Source organism: Neisseria animaloris, from assembly GCF_900637855.1.
In the GTDB taxonomy this organism is placed as follows: Bacteria; Pseudomonadota; Gammaproteobacteria; order Burkholderiales; family Neisseriaceae; genus Neisseria; species Neisseria animaloris.
Genome location: NZ_LR134440.1, coordinates 789,130 through 812,991, shown reverse-complemented (window position 1 = coordinate 812,991; position 23,862 = coordinate 789,130). Strand labels below are relative to the sequence as shown.

Annotated in this window: 18 protein-coding genes and 2 tRNA genes; 16 read left to right on the top strand and 4 right to left on the bottom strand. The window is 48.0% G+C overall.

Annotated elements, in window-relative coordinates:
- The first annotated feature begins 46 nt into the window (after positions 1 to 46).
- The 5 genes from cls to EL216_RS03805 all read left to right on the top strand — a co-directional run bounded on the left by cls (position 47) and on the right by EL216_RS03805 (position 7,942).
- Positions 47 to 1,534, top strand: a complete 1,488-nt coding sequence (gene cls / locus EL216_RS03825; RefSeq protein ID WP_085389508.1) for a cardiolipin synthase — start codon at positions 47 to 49, stop codon at positions 1,532 to 1,534.
- A gap of 292 nt (positions 1,535 to 1,826) precedes the next feature.
- A complete protein-coding gene (locus tag EL216_RS03820; RefSeq protein WP_085389598.1) occupies positions 1,827 to 3,692 on the top strand; it encodes an NAD(P)-binding protein in 1,866 nt (621 codons plus the stop codon).
- 269 nt (positions 3,693 to 3,961) lie between these two features.
- On the top strand, positions 3,962 to 6,241 hold the full coding sequence (locus EL216_RS03815) for an NADP-dependent malic enzyme (RefSeq protein ID WP_085389509.1): 2,280 nt from the start codon (positions 3,962 to 3,964) through the stop codon (positions 6,239 to 6,241).
- A 100-nt stretch (positions 6,242 to 6,341) separates the two neighbouring features.
- On the top strand, positions 6,342 to 7,436 hold the full coding sequence (gene trmA / locus EL216_RS03810; RefSeq protein WP_085389510.1) for a tRNA (uridine(54)-C5)-methyltransferase TrmA: 1,095 nt from the start codon (positions 6,342 to 6,344) through the stop codon (positions 7,434 to 7,436).
- Between the two features lie 137 nt (positions 7,437 to 7,573).
- Positions 7,574 to 7,942, top strand: a complete 369-nt coding sequence (locus tag EL216_RS03805; protein WP_126300836.1) for a hypothetical protein — start codon at positions 7,574 to 7,576, stop codon at positions 7,940 to 7,942.
- A 61-nt stretch (positions 7,943 to 8,003) separates the two neighbouring features.
- Here EL216_RS03805 and secA read toward each other — a convergent pair whose 3' ends face one another.
- Complete coding sequence (secA, locus tag EL216_RS03800) at positions 8,004 to 10,760, bottom strand: preprotein translocase subunit SecA (protein ID WP_085389599.1); 2,757 nt, start codon at positions 10,758 to 10,760, stop codon at positions 8,004 to 8,006.
- A 160-nt stretch (positions 10,761 to 10,920) separates the two neighbouring features.
- Between secA and EL216_RS03795 the strand changes: the two genes are divergently transcribed.
- Both EL216_RS03795 and azu read left to right on the top strand, forming a co-directional pair.
- Positions 10,921 to 11,343: a DciA family protein gene (locus tag EL216_RS03795; RefSeq protein WP_085389511.1), complete on the top strand. Its 423-nt coding sequence runs from the start codon at positions 10,921 to 10,923 to the stop codon at positions 11,341 to 11,343.
- 289 nt (positions 11,344 to 11,632) lie between these two features.
- The gene (azu, locus tag EL216_RS03790; protein ID WP_085389512.1) at positions 11,633 to 12,211 is read left to right on the top strand and encodes an azurin; all 579 of its coding nucleotides are present in this window, start codon (positions 11,633 to 11,635) and stop codon (positions 12,209 to 12,211) included.
- A gap of 104 nt (positions 12,212 to 12,315) precedes the next feature.
- Here the strand turns inward: azu and EL216_RS03785 are convergent, their stop codons facing one another.
- Entirely contained in the window at positions 12,316 to 12,654 is a 339-nt protein-coding gene (locus EL216_RS03785; protein ID WP_085389513.1) for a hypothetical protein, read from the bottom strand.
- 397 nt (positions 12,655 to 13,051) lie between these two features.
- Here EL216_RS03785 and EL216_RS03780 point away from each other — a divergent pair, with 397 nt between their 5' ends.
- The 9 genes from EL216_RS03780 to EL216_RS03740 all read left to right on the top strand — a co-directional run bounded on the left by EL216_RS03780 (position 13,052) and on the right by EL216_RS03740 (position 21,221).
- Complete coding sequence (locus EL216_RS03780; RefSeq protein WP_085389514.1) at positions 13,052 to 13,957, top strand: lysine exporter LysO family protein; 906 nt, start codon at positions 13,052 to 13,054, stop codon at positions 13,955 to 13,957.
- 78 nt (positions 13,958 to 14,035) lie between these two features.
- Positions 14,036 to 14,818 carry a DeoR/GlpR family DNA-binding transcription regulator gene (locus EL216_RS03775; protein ID WP_085389515.1) on the top strand — a complete coding sequence of 261 codons (783 nt, stop codon included), beginning with the start codon at positions 14,036 to 14,038 and terminating at the stop codon, positions 14,816 to 14,818.
- 228 nt (positions 14,819 to 15,046) lie between these two features.
- Positions 15,047 to 15,670, top strand: a complete 624-nt coding sequence (locus EL216_RS03770) for a glutathione S-transferase (RefSeq protein ID WP_232005264.1) — start codon at positions 15,047 to 15,049, stop codon at positions 15,668 to 15,670.
- 168 nt (positions 15,671 to 15,838) lie between these two features.
- Positions 15,839 to 17,524, top strand: coding sequence for a glutamine--tRNA ligase/YqeY domain fusion protein (locus tag EL216_RS03765; protein ID WP_085389516.1), 1,686 nt, complete (start codon positions 15,839 to 15,841; stop codon positions 17,522 to 17,524).
- A 282-nt stretch (positions 17,525 to 17,806) separates the two neighbouring features.
- Positions 17,807 to 19,066: a transcription termination factor Rho gene (gene rho, locus EL216_RS03760; protein WP_085389517.1), complete on the top strand. Its 1,260-nt coding sequence runs from the start codon at positions 17,807 to 17,809 to the stop codon at positions 19,064 to 19,066.
- A gap of 75 nt (positions 19,067 to 19,141) precedes the next feature.
- A complete protein-coding gene (locus EL216_RS03755) occupies positions 19,142 to 19,450 on the top strand; it encodes a hypothetical protein (RefSeq protein WP_126300835.1) in 309 nt (102 codons plus the stop codon).
- A gap of 56 nt (positions 19,451 to 19,506) precedes the next feature.
- Positions 19,507 to 20,856: a deoxyguanosinetriphosphate triphosphohydrolase gene (locus tag EL216_RS03750; RefSeq protein WP_085389601.1), complete on the top strand. Its 1,350-nt coding sequence runs from the start codon at positions 19,507 to 19,509 to the stop codon at positions 20,854 to 20,856.
- Positions 20,857 to 21,055: 199 nt separating this feature from the next.
- Positions 21,056 to 21,132, top strand: a tRNA-Arg gene (locus EL216_RS03745).
- Positions 21,133 to 21,146: 14 nt separating this feature from the next.
- A tRNA-Glu gene (locus EL216_RS03740) sits at positions 21,147 to 21,221 on the top strand.
- Positions 21,222 to 21,320: 99 nt separating this feature from the next.
- On the opposite strand, the gene EL216_RS03735 is transcribed toward EL216_RS03740, so the two are convergent.
- Together EL216_RS03735 and ahr are read right to left on the bottom strand one after the other, a co-directional pair.
- The gene (locus EL216_RS03735) at positions 21,321 to 22,019 is read right to left on the bottom strand and encodes a VIT1/CCC1 transporter family protein (protein WP_085389519.1); all 699 of its coding nucleotides are present in this window, start codon (positions 22,017 to 22,019) and stop codon (positions 21,321 to 21,323) included.
- 308 nt (positions 22,020 to 22,327) lie between these two features.
- Positions 22,328 to 23,347 carry an NADPH-dependent aldehyde reductase Ahr gene (gene ahr / locus EL216_RS03730; protein WP_085389520.1) on the bottom strand — a complete coding sequence of 340 codons (1,020 nt, stop codon included), beginning with the start codon at positions 23,345 to 23,347 and terminating at the stop codon, positions 22,328 to 22,330.
- Positions 23,348 to 23,862 lie beyond the last annotated feature (515 nt).

Genomic DNA, 23,862 nt, shown 5'->3' with positions numbered 1-23,862 from the left:
TGATTACTTCTATAATTTAGGCCGTCTGAAAATATCTTGCATGCTTATGAATATTGAAATTCCGTGGGGTCAGATTCTTATTTACCTGCACACCGCCGCCGCCTTGGTTTGTGCGGGGCGGGTGCTTTACAAACAGCGCAATACCGGCGCGGCATTTGCATGGTTGATTATTCTGTTTGTTTTCCCGCTTTTCGGTGTGGCCGCTTATTTGATGGTAGGAGAGCCGCGACTTGGAACGGCGAGGGCCAAACGCACGGCAGAAATGAACCGTTTTTACAGCGAGTTTATCGAGCTTTATATGGCGGATATCGACTTGGATATTACCGACGAAATGCGCCCGCGTTATCGGGGGATTGCCAAAGTTGCCGCCGATACCACCGGTATGGGGCCGACCAAAAGCAATGCCGTGACGCTGCTTTCGACCACCGACGAAATCGTCGATGCCATGCTTGCGGATATTGAATCGGCACGGCAGTCATGTTTGTTGGCATTTTACATTATCGAACCTCAGGGCCGAATTGAAACTCTTTTGGATGCAGTGATTCAGGCAGCACAACGCGGAGTGGACTGCGTTATTCTTGCCGATGCCGTCGGCAGCCATAATTTTTTCAACAGCAGCTGGGTGAAGAAGTTACGCAGTTTCGGCGTGGAAGTGCATGCAGCCTTACCGGTGGGGCTGTTGAAAACCCTATTTACCCGCAGCGATTTGCGAAATCACCGCAAAATGCTGATTATAGATAAAAAAATCGGTTATACCGGCAGCTACAACTTGGTAGACCCGCGCTTTTTCAAGCAAGGTTCGGGCGTGGGCGAATGGGTGGATGTGATGATGCGTTGTTCCGGGCCGCTGGTGTTGGAAATGACTGCGGTGTTCTATGCGGACGTGGCTGTGGAAGACGATCAAAACTTAACCGAAGTACAGCAATATTTGCGCGGACTCAACGAGCTGATTCCTGCCATGCTGCCTGAAAAAATGCGCGCAGGTAATATTGTGGCCCAAGTGATTCCTTCCGCGCCCGACCAAGTAAACCGGGTGATTTACGAAACCATACTCAGCGCGGTTTATTCGGCCACACGGAAAATCATGATTACCACGCCGTATTTCGTGCCCGACGAACCTTTGCTGACGGCATTGACCACCGCAGCCAAACGCGGTGTGGAAGTAACCTTGATTTTGCCGGCCAAAGTCGATTCGCTGATGGTGCGCTATGCTTCGCAAGCTTACTATCCCATGCTGCTTAAAGCAGGAGTAAAAATCGCTTTGTTCGGCGGTGGGCTGCTGCATGCCAAAACCATGGTAATAGACGATGGTTATACGCTGTTCGGCACCGTGAATATGGATATGCGCAGTTTCTTTTTAAATCTGGAAATCAGCTTGGCAATTTACGATAAAAGTATTACTTGCCAAGTGATTGATTTGCAAAAGCAATATCTGGCCGACAGCAGCTATATCACAGTTAAAGGCTGGCAGCAGCGGTCAAAATGGTGGGGGCTGGTGGAAAATACCGTCAGACTGATGAGCCCGCTTTTGTAGCAAGTGATGCAAAATTGTCAAAAGGCCGCCTGAAAAATTTTTCAGACGGCCTTTTAATTACTTGAAAAAATATCATAGAGTTGATTGGGGTTATATATTTGTTAATATGAGTGAAATGCTGATTATTTTTATAACATATTATTTTTTAAAGATATTTATAAGGGATTTTTTAGAAGGTTTGTCATATGGTTTTGAAATAATATGACAAGGGTAAAGAAATTCAATTTTGTGTAAAAGATGGGAACTTGTTAGAATTGTGCGTTTACAAAAATTGAACCCGAAAGTATTTCAAATGAAACGTAAATTTTCCCGCCGCACTTTTTTAGGCGGAACGGCCGCTTTGGCCGGTTCGTTTGTGCTGGGCGGTTGCGAAAAAATCTACCGCACCGTTTCTCCGGCAGACCAAGTAAAAAACGCTACTCTGAAAAGCATTTACTATCCTCCCGCTTTGCTCGGTTTGCGCGGCGATACGGAGGGTGTTCAAAATGCGGCACACAGTGTTGCATTGGCCGGTGGCAAGTTCACACTGCCGGGTAAGGCCGAAGAGCAATATGATTTGGTAGTAATCGGTGCCGGCATTAGCGGTTTGTCGGCCGCTTATCTCTACCAGAAGCAACGTCCGCAAGCCAAAATCCTGATTTTGGACAACCACGAAGATTTCGGCGGCCATGCCCAACGTAACGAATTTACCATCGACGGCAAGACGCTGGTTTCCTACGCGGGCAGTGAGTCATTTGATTCTCCCAAAGCTAATTTTTCAGACGACGTTAACGCACTGATGAAAGATTTGGGTGTGGATTACACCAAGTTTGAAAAATATTTCCAACAAGATTTGTACGAAAAGAAATGGAATTTGGAAAAAGGCGTGTTCTTCAACAAAACGGCCTTTGGAAAAGATGCCGTAGTGCGCGGCGAGCCGGAAACGGGTGAAGAAAGCGCAGCCGAAATCATTCAGAATTTTCCGTTGCCTGAAGCCGATAAACAGGCTTTAATCAAGCTCTATACTGATCCTGACGACTATTTGAAAGGCAAAAGTAAAAGCCAGCGTGAAGAATATGCTGAAAATACCAGCTATTATGATTTTCTGAAAAATACCGTCAAATTGCCTGAAACCGCATTGAGATACTTGCTCAATATCAGTTCCGAATACTGGGGCCATGCGATTAACGCCGTTTCGGTAAGCGAGGCTTTAAGAGGAGGCTATCCGGGCGTGCAAAACCTCCGTCTCCCCGAAGAAGAGGATGAAGAAGAACCATATATCTATCATTTCCCCGACGGCAATGCCTCGGTGGCACGCTTGCTCGTGCGTAAGATGATTCCGGCTATTGCCCCGGGCAACAGTATGGAAGACATTGTGTCGGCCAAATTCGATTACAGCAAACTCGATTTGCCGGAAAACAATGTCCGCATCCGCCTCAAGTCAACAGCATTGATGGTTGAAAACAATGCCGAAGGTGTGGCCGTGGCCTATCTGCCCCAAGGTGATGCTGATTTGAAGCAGGTTCAAGCCAAGCAATGTATTTTTGCCGGCCACAGCGCACTGGCCGCACGCATCATGCCGCAATTACGGCAAACACAGAGCGAAGCCATGTTGAGCAATGTCAAGGTGCCGATTCTTTACGGCAAGGTGTTGGTGAAAAACGCCCACGCTTTCCAAAAACTCGGTGTATATGCAGTTTATGCTCCGGATGCACCGTATTGCCTGATCCAGCTTGACGATCCCGTGAGTATGGGTGATTACCGCTGCCCGCAGACTCCCGACGAACCGATTATTGTGCATATGGTGCGTGTTGTTACCGATATGCAGGGTAAAGATGCCCGCGAGATGTACCGCAACGGCCGACGTAAGCTGCTCCGCCAAAGTTACGAGTCACTCAAGCAGGAGATGTTGGAGCAACTACGCAATATGTATGCAGTGGCAGGTGAAAATCTGGACGAAGTTCTCGCAGGCGTAACTATCAACCGTTGGGCCCACGGTTACAGCTACGAGCGGGTGGGCCTGTGGGATTCTGAAAACCGCGCGGAAAGAATTACCGAGAGAATGCAGGAGCCTTTGGGTAACATATTTATGGCCAACAGCGATGTGGCATGGCTGCCCTACATGCATGATGCCATTGATCAGGCATACCGTGCAGTAAGGGAGGCATTGAAGGCTTGATGCCGATATAAAAGAGGCCGTCTGAAAAAATCTTTTCAGACGGCCTCTTTTATATCGGTTGAAATCTGAGCCATTGTTTTGATAAAAGTCCATATTTTCCGATAATGCGGCCTTAACATATTGATTCGGAAAAATCCTGTCAGTATTTCCCGCTTTCCGTTATAACGGTATGCGCCGTTTACTACACATGATAACATTACAATTTTCCCGCAATGCCGTCTGAAAAAATCTTTTCAGATGGCCTGAACAAACCGTCAGGACGAATCAACATGGATGATTTAATTAAAGAAGCCGCCTTACACTTCCACGAATATCCCAATCCCGGCAAAATCCAAGTTGCCCCTACCAAACCGCTGGCCACCCAATATGATCTTTCCCTCGCTTATTCCCCGGGCGTAGCCGCCCCTTGCATGGAAATCCATAATGATCCTCTGGCCTCTTACAAATACACCGCCCGCGGCAATCTGGTTGCCGTGATTTCCAACGGCACGGCCGTGTTGGGTTTGGGTAATATCGGTGCGCTGGCAGGCAAGCCAGTAATGGAAGGCAAGGGCGTATTGTTCAAAAAATTCGCCGGTATCGACGTATTCGATATCGAAGTTAATGAAACCGACCCAGACAAACTGGTCGACATTATCGCTTCGTTGGAACCGACTTTCGGCGGTATCAATCTCGAAGACATCAAAGCGCCCGAATGTTTCTACATCGAGCAAAAGCTGCGCGAGCGGTGCAATATCCCCGTATTCCACGACGACCAGCACGGCACGGCGATTATTACCGCCGCGGCCGTCTTAAACGGTTTGCGCCTGATTAACAAAAACATCGCCGATGCCACTTTGGTTTGTTCCGGTGCCGGTGCGGCTGCAATCGCCTGTTTGAATTTGTTGGTTGCTTTGGGGATGAAGCGCGAAAACATTACCGTTTGCGATTCCAAAGGCGTGATTTACCAAACGCGCGAAGACAAAGACCGCATGGACGAATCGAAAAAACATTACGCTATTCCCGACAACGGCCAGCGCGTATTGGCAGATGCGGTGAGTGGCAAAGATATTTTCCTCGGTTTGTCCGGTCCCAACGTTTTGAGCCCCGACATGCTCAAAACCATGAATGCCGACCCTATCGTACTGGCATTGGCCAACCCCACGCCGGAAATCTGGCCGCCTGAAGCCAAAGCCGCACGCCCTGACGTGATTATCGGCACCGGACGTTCCGACTTCCCCAATCAAGTCAACAACGTATTGTGCTTCCCGTTTATTTTCCGCGGTGCGCTGGATGTGGGCGCAACCACCATTAACGAAGAAATGAAACTCGCGTGCGTGCGTGCGATTGCCGATTTGGCGATGGCTGAATCCAATGATGTTGTGGCCGGTGCATATGGCGATGCGGAGTTGAGCTTCGGCCCTGAATACCTGATTCCCAAACCTTTCGACCCGCGCCTGATCGCCACGATTGCTCCGGCGGTTGCCCAAGCGGCGATGGATTCCGGTGTCGCTTCCCGCCCGATTGAAGACATGGATGCTTACGTAGAGAAGCTGAACCAGTTTGTTTACAAATCCAGCTTGTTCATGAAACCGGTGTTCACACAGGCGAAAAAAGACGTGAAACGCGTGGTGTTGGCCGAGGGTGAAGACGAGCGCGTGCTGCATGCGGCGCAACAGATTGCCTCGCAAAAACTGGCTTTCCCCGTTTTAGTGGGCCGCACGACGGTAATTGAAAGCCGTTTGCAGCAGTTGGGTTTAACCATTCAGGCGGGCAAGGATTTCGAGCTTATCGACAATGAAAACAACCCGCATTATGAAGAATCGTGGAAAGAATATTACAACCTGCTTAAGCGCCAAGGCGTTACTGAAGAAATGGCACGCCGCCGCATGTTGGCCAACACTACATTGATAGGAGCGCTGATGGTGCGTTTGGGGCATGCCGACGCATTGGTGTGCGGCACGGTAGGCCGTTACCGCGACCATTTCAAAATCATGGAGGAAGTGATCGGTTACAACAATGCCGATCATTACGCTTTCGCTATGAATGCCTTGATTATCAACAATAATAACTTCTTCATCGCCGATACCTACGTTAACGCCAACCCGACGGCCGAACAGTTGGCACAGGGCACATTGATGTGTGCCAAAGAAATGCAGCGTTTCGGCATCACCCCGAAAGTGGCGCTGCTTTCCAACTCCAATTACGGCACTATCGATAAGCCGGAAAGCAGAAAAATGCAGGAAGCCCTCAGAATCATTCAGGCCCAGAAACCCGATTTGGAAATCGACGGCGAAATGCAGGGCGACGTGGCAATGGATGAAGGCATGCGTAAACAGATTTTCCCCGAAACCTCGCTCAAAGGTTCGGCCAATCTGCTGGTTATGCCCAACGTTGAAGCCGCCAACATCAGCTACAACCTGTTACGCGTTTCGTCCCCGAACGCCATTACCATCGGCCCGATTTTGGTAGGCTTGAATAAGCCCGTTCATATCATCACACCGATTTCAACTGTGCGCCGTATCGTTAATATGGTGGCTCTGGCCGCCGTGGATGCGCAACGCCAATAAAGCCGGTGTTATTTTAAGAGGCCGTCTGAAAGTTTGTTTTCAGACGGCCTTTTCTTTATCCGCTATAATCTGCCCGATTTGAAGCAACACGGACAATGCCATGAAAAGCCCTGCTTATCGCCGACAGTTAAACGAAAAAATAAATTACATCAATACTTTGTTTGGGCATCTCAATACGCCGGAATTGGAGGTCTTCGAGTCGCCGGAACAACATTACCGCATGCGTGCCGAGTTTCGAGTGTGGCATGAAGGCGAAGAGATTTTTTACGCCATGTTCGAGCGGGGTCAAAAAGCAAGCGGAGCCTCTTTAGTGCGTTGCGACCGCTTCCCGCCTGCCTATACTTCCATCAACGAATTAATGCCGAAACTGATCGAAGCAGTAAACAACCGGCCGGTGTTGAAAAACCGTTGGTATCAGGTGGAATTTCTGGCTACTTTGAGCGGCGAAATGCTGGTTACCATGATTTACCATAAAAAATTGGATGATGAGTGGAAAGCAGCGGCGGAAAATCTGCAAAAGGAGTTGAATATCCGCATTATCGGTCGTAGCAAAGGGCAGAAAATCGTACTTTGCCGAGATTTTGTTACCGAGAAGCTGCATGTGGGCGACCGTGATTTTGTTTACCGTCAAATCGAAGGCAGCTTTACCCAGCCAAATGCAAAAGTATGTGAAAAAATGCTGGAGTGGGCATGCGGTGCGGCGCAAGGTTCGAGCGGCGATATGTTGGAACTTTATTGCGGCAACGGTAACTTTACTTTGCCTTTAGCGCAATATTTCCGACGGGTGTTGGCAACCGAAGTTTCCAAAACATCGGTTAATGCTGCGTTATGGAATATGGAGGCAAATCAGGCTGACAATATAAAAATCGCACGGTTGTCGGCGGAAGAGTTTACCGAAGCCTATATCGGAGGCCGAGAATTCCGCCGCCTTCAGGAACAAGGCATCGTGTTGGCTGATTATGTGTTTTCCACAATTTTCGTCGATCCTCCGCGTGCCGGTGTGGATGAAGAAACGCTGAAATTGGTAAGCCGGTTCGACCGAGTGATTTATATTTCGTGTAATCCCGAAACCCTACGCGATAACCTCGATACGCTCTGCCGAACGCATGAAATCCGCCGTATGGCATTGTTTGACCAATTTCCCTTTACGCACCATATTGAAAGCGGTGTGTTATTGGTTAAAAAGGCCGTCTGAAAATATATAGGTCTATATAGAACTTAAATACGAATCATTTTTTTATTTTATCGGGATAGCCAAAAGAATTTATTTGTTTATAATAAAAACCATTGTCATTTTAAGGTGGTTGCCCATATTCCGAAGAGGGGAGGGAAATGAAAAAATTTGCATTGGTGATTTTGCTGTTTGCTTCGACATTATCATTCGCAGTTGATCCGTTTGAGTTGGAACGGGTAGAACGATCCTGTAAACATGAAAAAAGCAGTATATCGCGTGATCGTTACGGTACGCCGTCATGTGATCATTTGGAGAGATTGTACGAATTGAAACGTGAGCAACAACATCTACGTTATGCACGTGAATTTAATGAATCGCAAGAACGCATTGCTGCAACGCCACAAAGAATCATAGTCGAACACAGAATTGCAAGGCAAAACGGTGTCGGCAGCGGTTACCGTTGGAATGGAAATGAAGGGCGGTACTGCAATCATGATGCGGCCGGTTATCCTATAAACTGCTATTAATCGTATAAAAAAGCCCTGCTTGGTAGCAAGGGCTTTTTTATGGCTTGGAGGCCGTCTGAAATCAGCTTAATTTGCCGTGGCAATGTTTGTATTTCAAACCGCTGCCGCATGGGCACAAATCGTTGCGGTGCACAACGCGGCCTTGTTCAGCCAATACTTCCGGGCTGAAATCATTGCCGGTAGGATCGAAAGCCTCGGTAGCCAAATCATCACGCGATTCGCCCAATATATCTTCCATAGCCGGCGCACCAGAATGGACAGCCTGTACATTGGTAGGTTCTTGGGGCTCGTTCTCAGCAACGATGTCATCACCATGCTCAATCTGTACGGCGACGAGCAGGGAAGCAACGTTCTGCTTGATGCCGTTCCACAGGTGTTCAAACATGATAAAGGCTTCGCGTTTGTATTCCTGTTTGGGATTTTTCTGAGCATAACTGCGTAGATGGATACCTTGGCGCAAATGATCCATGGCAGAAAGGTGTTCGCGCCAGTTGTTATCGATAACCTGAAGCATCACGTTGCGTTCAAAATCGCGCATCATCTGTTGGCCGACGATTTCTGTTTTTTCGGCGTATTCTTTTTCCACTTGGGCAAGCAAACGCTCTTTGATGTCTTGATTATCCAAAGTATTGTTGGCTTTCAACCAGCCTTGGATATCGGCCTGTAAACGGAAATCACCTGCAAGCTGGGCTTCCAGCGCAGGGATATCCCATTGCTCTTCCATGCTGTCGGGCGGCATGTGCATGTCGACCAAGTTGCTGATAACTTCTTCGCGGATTTCTTTTGCCAGTTCGCTCACATTTTGATTGGTTAAAATGGTGTTGCGGTAGTAGTAGATAACTTTACGTTGGTCATTGGCAACGTCGTCATACTCCAATACTTGTTTCCGCATATCAAAGTTGCGGCCTTCCACTTTGCGCTGTGCGCCTTCGATTTGGCGGGTAAGCATGCTGTGTTCGATGGCTACGCCGCGTTCGGGAGCAAGACGGTTAAGAATGGCTGCGGCACGATCGAGTGCGAAGAGGCGTAATAGCGGGTCTTCAAACGAGAGGTAGAAACGGCTGGAACCGGGGTCGCCTTGACGACCGGCACGGCCGCGCAATTGGTTGTCGATGCGTCGGCTTTCGTGGCGTTCGGTACCGATAATATGCAGACCGCCTGCGGCCAACACTTTTTTGTGATCGGCTTCCCAGCCGTTTTCCAGTTTGGTGATGCGGATTTGCTTTTCTTCGTCGCTCAGGTTTTCATCGGCACGGATGGCATCGCTTTGATGTTTGACGTTACCGCCCAACACGATGTCGGTACCACGGCCTGCCATGTTGGTAGCCACGGTAATCATGCCGGGTTTGCCGGCTTGGGCCACGATTAAGGCTTCGCGTTCATGTTCTTTGGCATTCAGTACGTTGTGCGGCAAACCGGCTTTGGTAAGCAGCTCGGAAACCAACTCAGAGTTTTCAATGCTGGTGGTACCGACAAGCACGGGTTGGCCCTTATCGAAGCAGGCTTGGATATCGTTGATAACGGCTTCGTATTTTTCTTCGGCAGTACGGAAAATTTGGTCGTTGAAATCTTTGCGCTGCATCGGACGGTTGGTCGGGATGATTACCGTTTCCAAGCCGTAAATGCTTTGGAACTCGAAGGCTTCGGTGTCTGCCGTACCGGTCATGCCGGAGAGTTTTTCATACAGGCGGAAATAGTTTTGGAACGTGATTGAAGCCAGTGTTTGGTTTTCGCGTTTGATTTCCACCCCTTCTTTGGCTTCTATGGCCTGATGGAGACCTTCGGACCAACGGCGGCCGGACATCAGACGGCCAGTGAATTCGTCCACAATCACGACTTCGCCGTCTTGAATCACATAATGCTGGTCTTTATGGAACAGGGTATGCGCACGCAGGGCAGCCATCAAATGGTGCATCAGCATGATATTGGCGGCTGAATAGAGGGAATCGCCTTCCTGCAGTAACCCCATTTCAGCCAGAATATCTTCGGCATGCTCGTGCCCTGCTTCGCTCAAGATAACGGTGTGGCCTTTTTCATCCACCCAATAATCACCTTCGCCTTCTTCGGTTTCTTGACGGCTTAGGCGCAAGGGTACTTTGTCCATGGTTTGGTAAAGTTGCACGTTGTCATCGGCTTGCCCTGAAATAATCAACGGGGTACGTGCTTCGTCGATCAAAATCGAGTCGACTTCATCGACTACGGCAAAGGCCAAATCACGCTGTACTTTGTCGTATTGGTCGGTAACCATATTGTCGCGCAAGTAGTCGAAACCGAATTCGTTGTTGGTGCCATAGGTAATGTCGGCATTGTAGGCGGTTTGCCGGAAGAAAGGCTGCATGTCGCTGATGATGACACCGACAGTCAAGCCCAAGAAGTTATAAAGCGGTTCCATGATGCCTGCGTCGCGAGCGGCAAGGTAATCGTTGACGGTAACGACATGCACGCCTTTGCCGTTGAGGGCATTCAGGTAAACGGCGAGGGTGGCTACGAGCGTTTTACCTTCGCCCGTGCGCATCTCGGCGATTTTGCCGTTATGCAGTACCATACCGCCGATAAGTTGTACGTCGAAATGGCGCATACCCAATACACGGCGGCTGGCTTCGCGGCAGACGGCAAAGGCTTCTTCGAGAATGTCGTCTAAGGTTTCGCCTTTGGCGAGGCGTTCTTTGAATTCGGCAGTTTTTGCTTGGAGGGCTTCGTCGCTCAAAGCCTGCATTTCGGTTTCGCGCGCATTGATTTTCGCAACGGTTTTACGGTATTGTTTGAGCAGTCGGTCGTTCCGGCTGCCGAAGACTTTTTTGGCTAAGTTGGTAAGCATGAATTTTTCCTGCGCCTTGAGATAGAAATAGTGGGCAAATTTAAGCCCGAATTTTAACACAAGCCGTTTAGTAAAGTTACAATGCCGTCTGAAATAGCGGCGGCTTTGCCAGATTTCAATATTATTTACCAACGAAAATCATACAGGAGGCCGTCTGAAAATGGATTTGCTGCATTTGGGTAAGAAAGACAGCCGTTTGCTAAACCTGTTGCAACAGTCGCAACAATGGCGTAGGCTGGATACCCGGCTCAAACAGATTATGCCCGCTAATCTACGGGCGTATTTTCAAGTGGCCTGTATCGAAGACGGTTGCTTGATTATTTTGGCAGCGAACAATATGGCTTCTTCGCGTTTGCGTATGATTGTGCCCAGCTTGCTGCCGCAAATTCAAAACCTTAAAAGTGATATTACCGATGTGCGTATTAAGGTGGTGCCGAAACAGCCGGTGAAAGTGCGCGTTAATAGTTTGCAGTTGAGTAGTGCAGCGGCAGCAAGGTTTTTGGAATCTGCCGAGCAGTTGGAACATCATCCTAAATTAGCGGAAGCTTTGCACAATTTGGCTAAGAAACACGGTAAATTGTAAAAAATGTAAAGCATACGGCAGGCCGGTTATCTTATTTTTGCCTTTGTGTGTTTGAGGTTTTTTCGTGGCGGGGATAAGCAGTGAAGGTTTTAGATCAGTCGGGTTTCTTTGGTTGTTAATTTGATTTAACTCAAATCTTAATTGATAAGGGTAATAAATATAGGCGGTTGACGGTAACTTTTCCGGCAATTTTATGCCTTATTATGGCAATATATCATTGTTTTAGCATTTCATCAGGGGCGAATGGCAATAGAGAAGCCCCGTAATTTAACCCACACAGGAGTATTGTATGAAAGTTTATTTAGCTCTGATTTCTGCCGCTGTTCTCAGTTTGGCGGCTTGTTCCCAAGAATCTTCTGCACCTGCTCAAAGCGAACCTGCTGCTGAGGCCCCGGCTCCTGCCACGTCCGAGGCTGCGCCTGAAGCTGCACCGGAAGCGCCTGCTGCTTCTGAAGCAGCTCCTGTTGCGGCAGCTGATGAGAAATGCGCCGTGGTGGTCGATTCCGACGATGCAATGAAATACAACATGTCTGAAATCAACATCAGCAAAACATGTCAGGAATTCAGCATTACCTTAAAACATGTGGGTAAATTGCCGAAAGCGGCGATGGGTCACAATATTGTGATTGCCAAAACCGAAGATGTGGACGATGTGGCTAAAGACGGTGCGAGTGTCGGCCCTGACGGTGGTTTCCTGAAAGCCGGCGATGAGCGTGTGATTGCCCATACCAAATTGATCGGTGGCGGTGAAGAAGACACTGTTAAAGTAGATGTCAGCAAATTTGCTGCGGGTAACAAATATGAATTCTTCTGCTCGTTCCCCGGCCATATCTCTTTAATGCGCGGTACTATAAATTTGGTTGAGTAAGTACCGATAAGAAAACAGCTTGTTTTCCATCGGAACAGGTTGAAATGGTAAACAGGCCGTCTGAAATTTCAGACGGCCTGTTTATTTTTAAATAAAGCAACCGATTATTTGACGACTTCAACCGGGCCGTGGTCGTCACAATGGTCGCCATGTTGATGGTGCAGGCGGCCGTTTACGATGTAGTCTACATGATCGCCATGCGGTACGGCTTCGTGGCCGCAGCCGGGACCGTGTACATGGTTTGCACAGTCGTGTAAGGGATGGCAGCCGTCAGGATTGGTTTCGTTTACTTCCAAACAGTGTTCGTCATAGTGGCCGTTATGTTCGTGATGCAGGTGGCCGTCGTGCAGATAGTCGACATGATCGCCGTGTTTGATGGCCGTATGCCCACAGTTAGGGCCGTGTACGTGATCGTGATTGGGGTGGGTGGTGCATTGGCTCATTTTTTACTCCTTGTTATCGCTTAGGAGTAAATATCATACGTCTGCTGTTGTTTGTTGTAAATAACTTATTGTTTATTTTGTGTTTTATTTTGATATAGCATAACATTTTCCAATGGTGTGCATTTTTAAAAGTAGAAAAAAAGATGGTTTTATGCTTATCTGGTTTTACTGCCAAATCAGTTATAATCTGTAATGGTTTCTTTACTTTTCCAATTATTTAAACAGTTGATAAGCTCGAATAATTTTTATGGCGGATAACTTCGACAACTGCTGAGTTTTTGCCGGCGTTGTCGCATGCTGTTGGCTGTTCGATATGATTATTCGGTTTATCGTTTATATTAAGTCTTTCAGACGGCCTTCTTGTAGGGTGAGGCCGTCTGAAAACCATTATTTTTTTATGAACAGCCTGATTACTTTACTTTCGGTATTGATTCCGCTTTTTCTCGGTTTTTTCATCCGCATCCCCAAAGCCTATTTACCTGCAGTGGATAAAATTTTGGGCTGGCTGGTGTATATCATTTTGATTTTAATCGGGGTGTCGTTGGCTAGGGTAGAAAACTTGGGCGCACAAATCGACATGATTCTCAGCGCTGCAGTATTGTTGTTCGTGTGCGTTATCGGCATGAATTTGTGGGTGTTGCTGTGGTTTGACCGCCGCCATCCATGGCAGGTCGAAGGCAGCGGTAAAAAAGCCCACATCAGCATTGCAGGCAGTGTCAGGCAGTTGGGCTGTGTGGTGTTGGGCTTTGTGCTTGGTAAAGTAATGCATGCTTATTGGCTGCCGCCCGAACATACCGGCACATACTGTTTGATGTTGATGGTGCTGTTGGTCGGCATCCAGTTGAGCAGCGGCGGGATTACTTTGCGGCAGGTTTTGATTAATAAGCGCGGGGTGCAGACTTCATTGCTGATTACATTGTCTTCGTTAGCCGGCGGGCTGCTGTTTGCGGCGATGATGCCTCAAGTGTCTTGGAGCAAGGGATTGGCGCTGGCTTCGGGATTCGGCTGGTATTCGCTTTCCGGTATTGTGATGACCGAAGCCTACGGGCCGGTATGGGGCAGTGTGGCGTTGTTGAACGATTTGTCCCGCGAGTTTTTCGCTTTGGTATTCATTCCTATTCTGATGCGCCGCCATCCGAGTGCGGCGGTGGGAGCGGGCGGTGCGACCAGTTTGGATTTCACGCTGCCGGTTATTCAGAGTTCCGGCGGTTTGCAGGTAGTGCCGCTGGCCATCAGTTTCGGTTTCATCATCAACGTGATTGCCCCGTTCCTGATGGTGGTTTTTTCTGCTTTGAATTTTTAAATACAGTAACTTGCATGAAAAATGCCAATTTGGCAAAATTCAAACGCATAACCATCGCCAACAGAAGAAGAAAATATCATGCCACGCATCCTACGACACGAAAAAATCATTGCATTGGTACGAGAACATAACTTCATGCCGATTGAGAAATTGGCACGAGAATTAGATGTTACGCCGCAAACCATCCGCCGCGATATCAACCAGCTTTGCGAAGAAAACATTTTGCGCCGTTATCATGGCGGGGCGGCACTGGGTGACAGTTCGGAAGACGACGATTTTCAAAGCCAAAAAGCTAAATTGCAAATAGAAAAAGCACATATTGCCGATTTGGTTGCTGCCAATATTCCCGATAATGCGTCGCTGTTTATGAGTATCGGCACCACCATCGAAGCCGTAGCAATGGCTTTGGTGAAAAGCCATAAAAACTTGCGCGTTATTACCAATAATATTCATGTTGCCGCCATTATGTCGGGCCGTAGCGACTGCACGGTTATCATTACCTCTGGAGTCGTGCGTCCGGTCGACGGCGGTGTTACCGGTGTGGCAACCGTTGATTTTATCAATCAGTTTAAAGTCGATTATGCCGTCTTAAGCGCATCCGGTGTCGAGCAAGACGGTTCGCTGCTGGATTTTGACTATAAAGAAGTCAGTGTGATGAGGGCCATGATGCAGAATGCCCGCTTGCGTTATTTGGCTTTCGACCACAGTAAATTCGGCCGCAATGCTTTGGTGCGGATGGGTGATATTACGGAGTTCGATTCGGTGTTTACCGACAGCGTGCCCGACGAAGCCATGTGCAACCGCCTTGAAGCGGCGGGCGTAGAATGGTTTGTAGCAGAACGCGATACCGATGATGAATAAACAATAAATGATGAATAAACAATAAAAAGGCCGTCTGAAAAATTTCAAACGGCCTTTTTATTGTTAGAAAATGCTGCATTAAACGTCTAAAGTGATAGTCAAAAAACGTAGCCGCCAAACGTTAAGTTTCATAGTCGTAATGATTGCTCCCAAAGCTGCAAACCTCAGTAATACGGTGGCAGCTACGTTTTTTGACAATAAATCAATCGGTGTAAACGGAAAGGAAATATGATGAAACTTTGGTATTCCACCACCAGCCCTTATGTACGCAAAGTCCGTGCAGTTGCCGCATATCACGGTTTGGAGGGCAAGATCGAATTGATGCAGGTAACTTCTTCGTTCGACATCAATTCCCCACATAATCAAGACAATCCCCTCGGCCGTATACCGGCTTTGCAGGCAGACGACGGAGAATGGTTCTACAACAGTAACGTTATTGCCGAATATCTCGATTCGATCGGTCAGAACGGCAGCCTGTACCCGCAAAATGAAGAGCGTTGGAAAGTATTGAACATTCATGCTCTGGCGGAAGGCATCATGGAAAACACGTTGCCGATGATTGCTGAGAAAATGCGCCGTCCCGAAAACGAATGGTGGACCGAGCGGCACCAACAGATCAAAGACCGCAATGCTAAAACTCTGGCTGTTTTAGCAGAGCAGCTGAAGCCGTTCGGCACGCAGCTCAATATCGGAACATTGAATGCGGCTTGCGTGATTGAATTTGTCTTGTTCTTAAACCACATCACCGAAGTAGCAAGCCTGCCGTGTATAGCCGGTTTGAAAGAGTGGCAGGAAGAAATGAACCGCCTGTATCCCTGCTTGTCTGAAACTAAACCCTATATTTCCAATTAAATATAGATTCTACTCTCCGAGGCCGTCTGAAAAGGGCGGCCTTTGTGTTTGAAACGCAAGCGGCAATTTAATGTACAATACGCAGCACCTTTCAAACTTTTTCAGACGGCCTTTGAGAACATTCAGGCCGTCTGAAAACAAACCACATAACGAAACGAATCTATCCCTATGATGAACAAAGACCAATTTGCCGATAACCACTTTATCCGCACCATCATCGATGAAGACCTCAAAAGCGGCAAACATAGTGCCATCCAAACCCGTTTCCCGCCCGAGCCGAACGGCTATCTGCACATCGGCCACGCCAAATCCATTTGCTTGAACTTCGGTTTGGCTTATGTTTACGACGGCCTGTGCAACCTGCGTTTCGACGACACCAACCCTGAAAAAGAAAATCAGGAATACGTTGATTCGATTAAAGAAGACGTAGAATGGCTGGGCTTCAAATGGGCGGGCGAGCCGCGTTATGCTTCCGACTATTTCGACCAACTGTTCGATTACGCCGTCGGCCTGATTAAAGACGGCAAAGCCTATGTGGACGACCTAACCGCCGAAGAAATGCGCGAATACCGCGGCACGCTTACCGAACCGGGCAAAAACAGCCCCTACCGCGACCGCAGCGTCGAAGAAAACCTCGATTTGTTCATGCGCATGAAAAACGGCGAATTCCCCGACGGCAGCAAAACCCTGCGCCTGAAAATCGACATGGCCGCGGGCAACGTAAACCTCCGCGATCCGGTAATTTACCGCATCCGCCGCGCGCATCACCACAACACCGGCGACAAGTGGTGCATTTACCCCATGTATGACTACACCCACGCCATTTCCGATGCCATCGAAAAAATCACCCATTCGCTGTGTACGCTCGAATTTGAAGCCCACCGCCCGCTGTATGACTGGGTGCTCGACAATATCCCTATCGACAACCACCCGCGCCAATACGAGTTTTCACGCTTGGAGCTGCTGTATTCCATCACATCCAAACGCAAACTGAACCAGCTCGTTTCAGACGGCCACGTTGCAGGCTGGAACGACCCGCGTATGCCCACCATCTCCGGCATGCGCCGCCGCGGTTACACGCCTGAAGGCTTGCGTCTGTTTGCCAAGCGCGTCGGCATTTCCAAATCTGAAAACGTGGTCGACATGAGCGTACTCGAAGGTGCAATTCGCGAAGAACTGGAAAATTCCGCACCGCGTTTGATGGCCGTGTTAAACCCGATTAAGGTAACGCTCACCAATTTTGAAGCCGGCAAAACCCAAAGCCGCAGCGCACCTTACCATCCGCACCACGAAGAAATGGGCGAGCGCGAAGTGCCCATCAGCCAAACCCTGTATATCGAAGCCGACGATTTCAGCGAAAATCCGCCTAAAGGCTGGCAGCGTTTGACTTTAGGCGGCGAAGTGCGCCTGCGTTACAGCTATGTGATTAAGTGCGACGAAGTGGTGAAAGACGAAAACGGCAACGTCATCGAACTCAAATGCAGTATCGACCACGATACTTTGGGTAAAAAGCCTGAAGGCCGCAAAGTAAAAGGCGTGATCCACTGGCTTTCTGCCGAACATGCCGTGCCGGTGCAAGTGCGCCTGTACGACCGCCTGTTTACCGAGCCGCGCCCCGATGCCGTTCGCGGCGGAGACGGCGAATACCTGCCGTTTACCGATTTCCTGAACCCCGAATCTATGAAAGAAATCACCGCTTACGCCGAGCCGGTGGTCAACACCCTGGATCATGAAAGCCGCTGGCAATTTGAACGCTTAGGTTACTTCGTTACCGACCGCTACGACCACAGCAAAGAAAAGCCGGTATTCAACCGCACGGTTACTTTGAAGGATACTTGGCAGGCTAAAGCGTAAGCATTTGTTATTGTGAACGTTTCAAGGCCGTCTGAAAAAACGGAAATATTTTTCAGGCGGTCTCTGTAAACAGTTAGGAGCGGTTTGACACCTTTTATCGAATACATTTGACACTATTTGTACGACTCCATACAATTCCTTTCCGACAAGCACCTTGTCGTTCAAACTGCCATCCGGCAAAACCATTTCCAATATCCGTTATCTTTTACTTTCAGGATATTTTCAGACGGCCTTTACCGCCGTGATCCAAATCAACCACCACATATCAATTTATTATCTATCATGCATGTTTCTGAACTACAAACCCAGCACATTTCCAAACTTTTGGAAATGGCAGAACAACATGGCATTGAAAATGCCAACCGTCTGCGCAAACAAGACCTAGTATTTGCCATTGTGCGCCAACTGATGAAGCAGGGCGAATCCTTCACTTGCTCCGGCACATTGGAAATTTTGCCCGACGGCTTCGGTTTCTTACGCAGTGCCGATACTTCTTATCTGGCCGGTCCTGACGATATTTATGTTTCACCCAGCCAAATCCGCCGCTTCAACCTGCACACCGGCGACACCATCGAAGGCAGCGTGCGCGTACCCAAGGACAACGAACGCTATTTTGCTCTCGTGCGTTTGGACAGCATCAACGGTGATAATCCGGAAGTTTGCAAACACAAAATCCTCTTTGAAAACCTCACTCCGCTTTTCCCCACCAAACAACTCAAACTCGAGCGCGACATCAAAGCCGAAGAAAACATCACCAGCCGCGCCATTGATTTAGTTTCCCCCATCGGCCGCGGTCAGCGCGCTTTGCTTGTCGCTCCGCCGAAAACGGGTAAAACCGTGATGCTGCAAAACATCGCTCATGCCGTTACCGCCAACTATCCCGAAGTCGAACTGATTGTTTTGCTGATTGACGAACGTCCCGAAGAAGTAACTGAAATGTCGCGCAGCGTGCGTGGTGAAGTGGTATCGTCCACATTTGACGAACCGGCCACCCGCCATGTGCAGGTTGCTGAAATGGTGTTGGAAAAAGCCAAACGCATGGTTGAGCATAAAAAAGACGTGGTGATTCTGCTCGATTCGATTACCCGTTTGGCGCGCGCTTACAATACCGTGGTGCCGGCTTCCGGCAAAATCCTGACCGGCGGTGTCGATGCCAATGCGCTGCACCGTCCGAAACGATTTTTCGGTGCTGCACGGAATGTGGAAGAGGGTGGTTCGCTTACCATTATCGCCACTGCTTTGGTAGAAACCGGCAGCCGTATGGACGATGTGATTTACGAAGAATTTAAAGGCACCGGCAATATGGAACTGCACCTCGACCGCCGCATGGCCGAAAAACGCCTGTTCCCCGCCATCAACATCAACAAATCCGGCACGCGCCGCGAAGAGTTGCTGGTGCCGAACGACCAGCTCCAACGCATGTGGCTGCTGCGTAAATTCCTGCATCCGATGGACGAAATCGAAGCCACCGAGTTTTTGGTGGGCAAGCTCAAAGATTCCAAAGACAACAACGATTTCTTTGAGTTGATGCGCGGTAAATAACAAACAGTAGAAGGCCGTCTGAAAAGTTTTCAGACGGCCTCTGGCTTAAAAACAACCATGTTGGCGAAATAAATAATGATGATGAAAAAAATGGCTTTGATATTCGCTACCTCTTCTTTTCTTGCCGCTTGCGCACAAATGTTTCTGGCGCGTTCAGAGCATTTAGGAGGAAACCGCTATCAATTGGAGTCTTCAGGAAACATATTTGCCAGTAAGCAAACATTGAAAAACTTGATCGATAAAAAAGCCAAGAAGCTATGTCCCAACGGCTATCAGTATGAAGCAGATGATGAATTAAAATATCAAAAAGAAACGTTCTATCATAACAATCAGCCATTACCTTCCGATTATTTGGTAATGAAACAAATTGTAAAATGCAATTGATTCCTCAGTATACAAATGGCTTCCGCCGAATAAAGGCATAATGGTTTATGAATAAAATGAATTGGCAGCAATTGCTTTCCACTCAACGCTTCCGCATGAAAGACGGTGGAATCGTACCGACGGTTACGCCGTCCACCCAAGAAGGCGCAGATGCCCTGCGCACCGATTTCCATATCGATTACGACCGTGTAGTATTTTCTGGCGCATTCCGCCGTTTGGGGCGTAAAACGCAGGTTCACCCGTTTGCCGAGCATGACCATACCCACAACCGCTTGACCCACAGTGTAGAAGTGGCTAGCGTAGGACGCAGCGTGGGCAACCGTGTCGGCGTGATGATGCAGGCAGGCGGTTTTCTGCCGCAAGGCAACACGCCGAGCGACATTGGTGCGGTGGTTCAGGTGGCCTGTTTGGCGCACGATTTGGGTAATCCGCCGTTCGGACACACCGGCGAAGATGCGCTGCGCGACTGGTTTCGCAATCCCGCACACAGCGTTTATTTGGAAACCTTGAGTGAAGGTGAGCGCAACGATGTGCAGACTTACGAAGGCAATGCCCACAGCCTGCGAATTCTGGCCAATCTCGAAATGTACCGCAATAAAGGCGGCATGCGTTTAACCGCCGCTACCATCGGTGCGTTGCTGAAATATCCGTGGACGACGCTTGATCCGAACGGCCGCAAAAAATTCAATATCTATCAAACCGAACTGCCGTTTATCCGCCGCATTGTCAGCGAACTGGGATTGATCGAACAAGGAACCGACCGCTGGGCGCGCCATCCTTTGTCTTATCTTATGGAAGCCGCCGACGATATTTGCTATGCCTTGCTCGATTTGGAAGACGCAGTGGAAATCGGCTTATTGGGTGATGCTGAAGTCGAAAGCATTTTGGCCGAACTCACGTTTACCGAAGCCCCCGGCGCATGGCAGGTGCAAAGCAGCCGCCAGCGCTGCGCCATGCTGCGCGGTATGGCCATCGGACGGGCGATTGAAGATGTGGCGCAAACCTTTATGACGCATCAGCAAGATTTACTCAACGGCAGCTTTCAGGGCAAAGATTTATTGGCTTTATGCAGTCCCGAGGTGCGCAATACTTTGGAAAAGGCTAAAGAGTTGGCACGAACAAGGATTTTCCGTCATCAAAGCAAACTGATTACCGAAATTGCCGCTTTTCCATGTTTGGGTTCGATATTGGATTTGTTGGTGCCGGCAGCATATTCTTTAATCGTAAACGGGCAAGTCAGCACACGGCAATCACTTGCGTTGGAGTTGCTTAATCATGACGATCCCATTACACAGGAAGACAGTCTGTATCAGGCCTATATGAAAATTCTCGATTTTGTCGGAGGGATGACGGATAATGCGGCAGCCAGAATAGCTCGGGAAGTTTCAGGCATCGGAATGGTATAAGTCAAGAATCAAACCCGAAGAAACAGATACAAACAGCATTTCAGACGGCCTTAGAAATTTCTGAAGATATGTTGAAATAAATTTTTATTAAATTCAATTGAATAAGAAATTTTATAAAAACAAAACTAGACAGCCTTGATAGATTTCTATATTATCTACATTCTTGATTCACGGCGCTAATCAAAGCGTAGTGAGAAATGCACCCGTAGCTCAGTTGGATAGAGTATCTGGCTACGAACCAGAGGGTCGGGCGTTCGAATCGCTCCGGGTGCGCCAAAAATTTTATCTCCGCGCCCATCGTCTAGCGGTTAGGACATCGCCCTTTCACGGCGGTAACCGGGGTTCGATTCCCCGTGGGCGTGCCAGTTTTTTTGAAAGCCTCTTAAGAGTTTCTTCTTAAGAGGCTTTTTTCATAAGTCATTCATTTTCCGATTACTTTGTTTCCTAAACATTCTTTTCTGAATTTAAGTTTGAACATCAAGTAAATAACCTATTAAACCGGTACTTACGAGTGCGACCGCACCCCATAGCAATACGCGTATTAATGCCGGTTTTGTGGGAGCTCCTCCTAATTTTGCAGATAAATAACCGAGTATTCCCAGTCCTGTTAGCGTGCTGGTGGCCAATATCGGCATCATGATGAAAGTAGGGCTGAGAACAGCTACCAATACCGGTAAAGCTGCTCCAATGCAAAATGCAAAGGCTGAGGCTACTGCTGCCTGTAAAGGCTTGGCTTTCATTTCTTCGATAATGCCGATTTCGTCGCGAGCATGGGCTTCTAAAGCATTGTGTGTGGTAAGTGCGTAGGCAACTTGGTAAGCGAGGGCTTTGTCCAGCCCCCGACTTTGGTAAATATCGGCTAGCTCTGCTAATTCTTTGTCGGGATTGTGGGTGAGTTCGTGGGTTTCTTTGGCAAGATCTGCTTTTTCGGTATCTGCTTGACTGGAAACGGATACATATTCTCCCGCAGCCATTGATACGGCACCTCCAACCAATGCGGCAATACCGGTAATGAGTAAAGTTGATGAATCGGGCTTGGTGGCGGCTAGCCCCATTAGCAGGCTGGCGGTGGAAATCAATCCGTCGTTAGCACCTAGTATGCTAGCCCGTAGCCAGTTATTACGTTGGCTGAAGTGTGGTTCGATATGCCAAGAACGACTCATGGTTTTGTTTCTCTGTGGATGGTAGGTTGGATAATAAGAGGCCGTCTGAAAAATACTGAATGGTAAGGAAAAGCAGTTGGCCTATAGATAATTATATTTTTGATAACAGGGCTTTGGTGTTTTTTTTATGTTGCGTTAGAGTGTGATGGTGCTGTTTAAATTCAATAAGTGTGGTTGTTGTCTAAAGGTTGATTGTTTGTTTACGAGGCCGTCTGAAACTTTTCAGACGGCCTCGTTTTTGTGTGGCGGTACATCGGTTGATACGATAATAGGCTGAAGTGTCAGATGATTACTGGAAATATTCCGAATCATGCAAAATCGTTTTTCAATACGATACGGTATCGTGCCTTGCCATCACGTAAGTGTTGTAAAGCGTCGTTAATTTTTGACATTGGAAATTCTTCTACAATTGGTTTGATATTTTTACGGGCGGCAAAATCCATCATCGTGCGTAATTGTATCGGAGAACCTGTAGAAGAGCCGGTTAAAGATCTGGCTCCGTTGATTAAGGAAAAAGCATGAATTTCAAGTGGTTCGAGTACAGCACCGACAATATGCAGCTTGCCTTCAAGTTTCAATAAATTCATGTAGGTACTCCAGTTTAACGGCACATTTACGGTGGAAACGATTAAGTCCAAACTGCCTTTTGCAGAATCAAGCGAGGCCGAATCGGTGGAATCGAGAATATGGTGTGCACCCATCGCTCTGATCTCATCGTATTTGGTAGGATTTGAGCTGAATGCGGTTACTTCGCAGCCCCAGGCATTAAAAAAAGCCAGAGCCAGATGTCCTAAACCGCCTATACCGATAACGCCGATTTTGTGTCCTGCATGGATGCCGTGTTGCAATAGCGGTTCAAACACCGTAATTCCACCGCATAGCAAAGGCCCTGCTTTGGCAATATCCATACCTTCGGGGATGGGAATGACCCATTGCCATTGGGCGCGTACTTTATCGGCAAAGCCGCCCATGTGCACTATTGTAGGCACGGCTTCATTACAATAGCCTGCATTGCCTCCGATACAGGGATTGCAATGTTGGCATGAAGCCGCCGTCCAACCCACCCCTACTGTTTGGCCTATATACAGTCCTTTGGTATTGCTGCCGAGGCGTGCGATTTTACCGATAATTTCATGGCCGGCTACCAGTGGATAGCTGCTGTAGCCCCATGCGTTATCAATCATTGAAATATCGGAATGACAAATGCCGCAGTAATGCACTTTGATTTCAACTTCATCGGCTTTTAAGTCGCCTGCGTCATAATCGTAGCGCGTTAGAGCAGAGTGAGGTGAGGTTGCTGCGTAGGCACGAATGATATTTTCTGACATGGGATATCCTTTCGTTAGATTCCGATAGGAGGCCGTCTGAAATACTTTAATTGCGTCGAGACCAGTCTTTCAGACGGCCTGTATATTTACATTGGTTAACCGTTTAAGGATTTAGGTCGTAAGTTTGATGACTTGGAACGTTTTTGTGTTCTGATTAAGATTATAGACATTTTTGAGGATGGTAAGTTGGATAGGATGATACTTCTTTAATTTCTGAATATTAAAGTATAGATTGCCGCTCAATAGTGGCAGACTGGAGCTGCGGAGGGCTTATAATAAAAAGTAAGAAAAACAACACTTGGAAAAATTTATGGGAGTGAATTTGTGTGAAGTGAATATAGTAAATATAATTTAACAATCGTAATATTAGAACAGTAAGTAAAAAATAATGTGAGCAAGATAATAAATTAGGTAGTAGTATCCTTGTTTAATTACTTTGAGTAGTCAATATTTACCTTTTATCTGAGAATAATCCAGAACTCTCAAAGAAAATGTTATGCTGATGCACCTTGCAT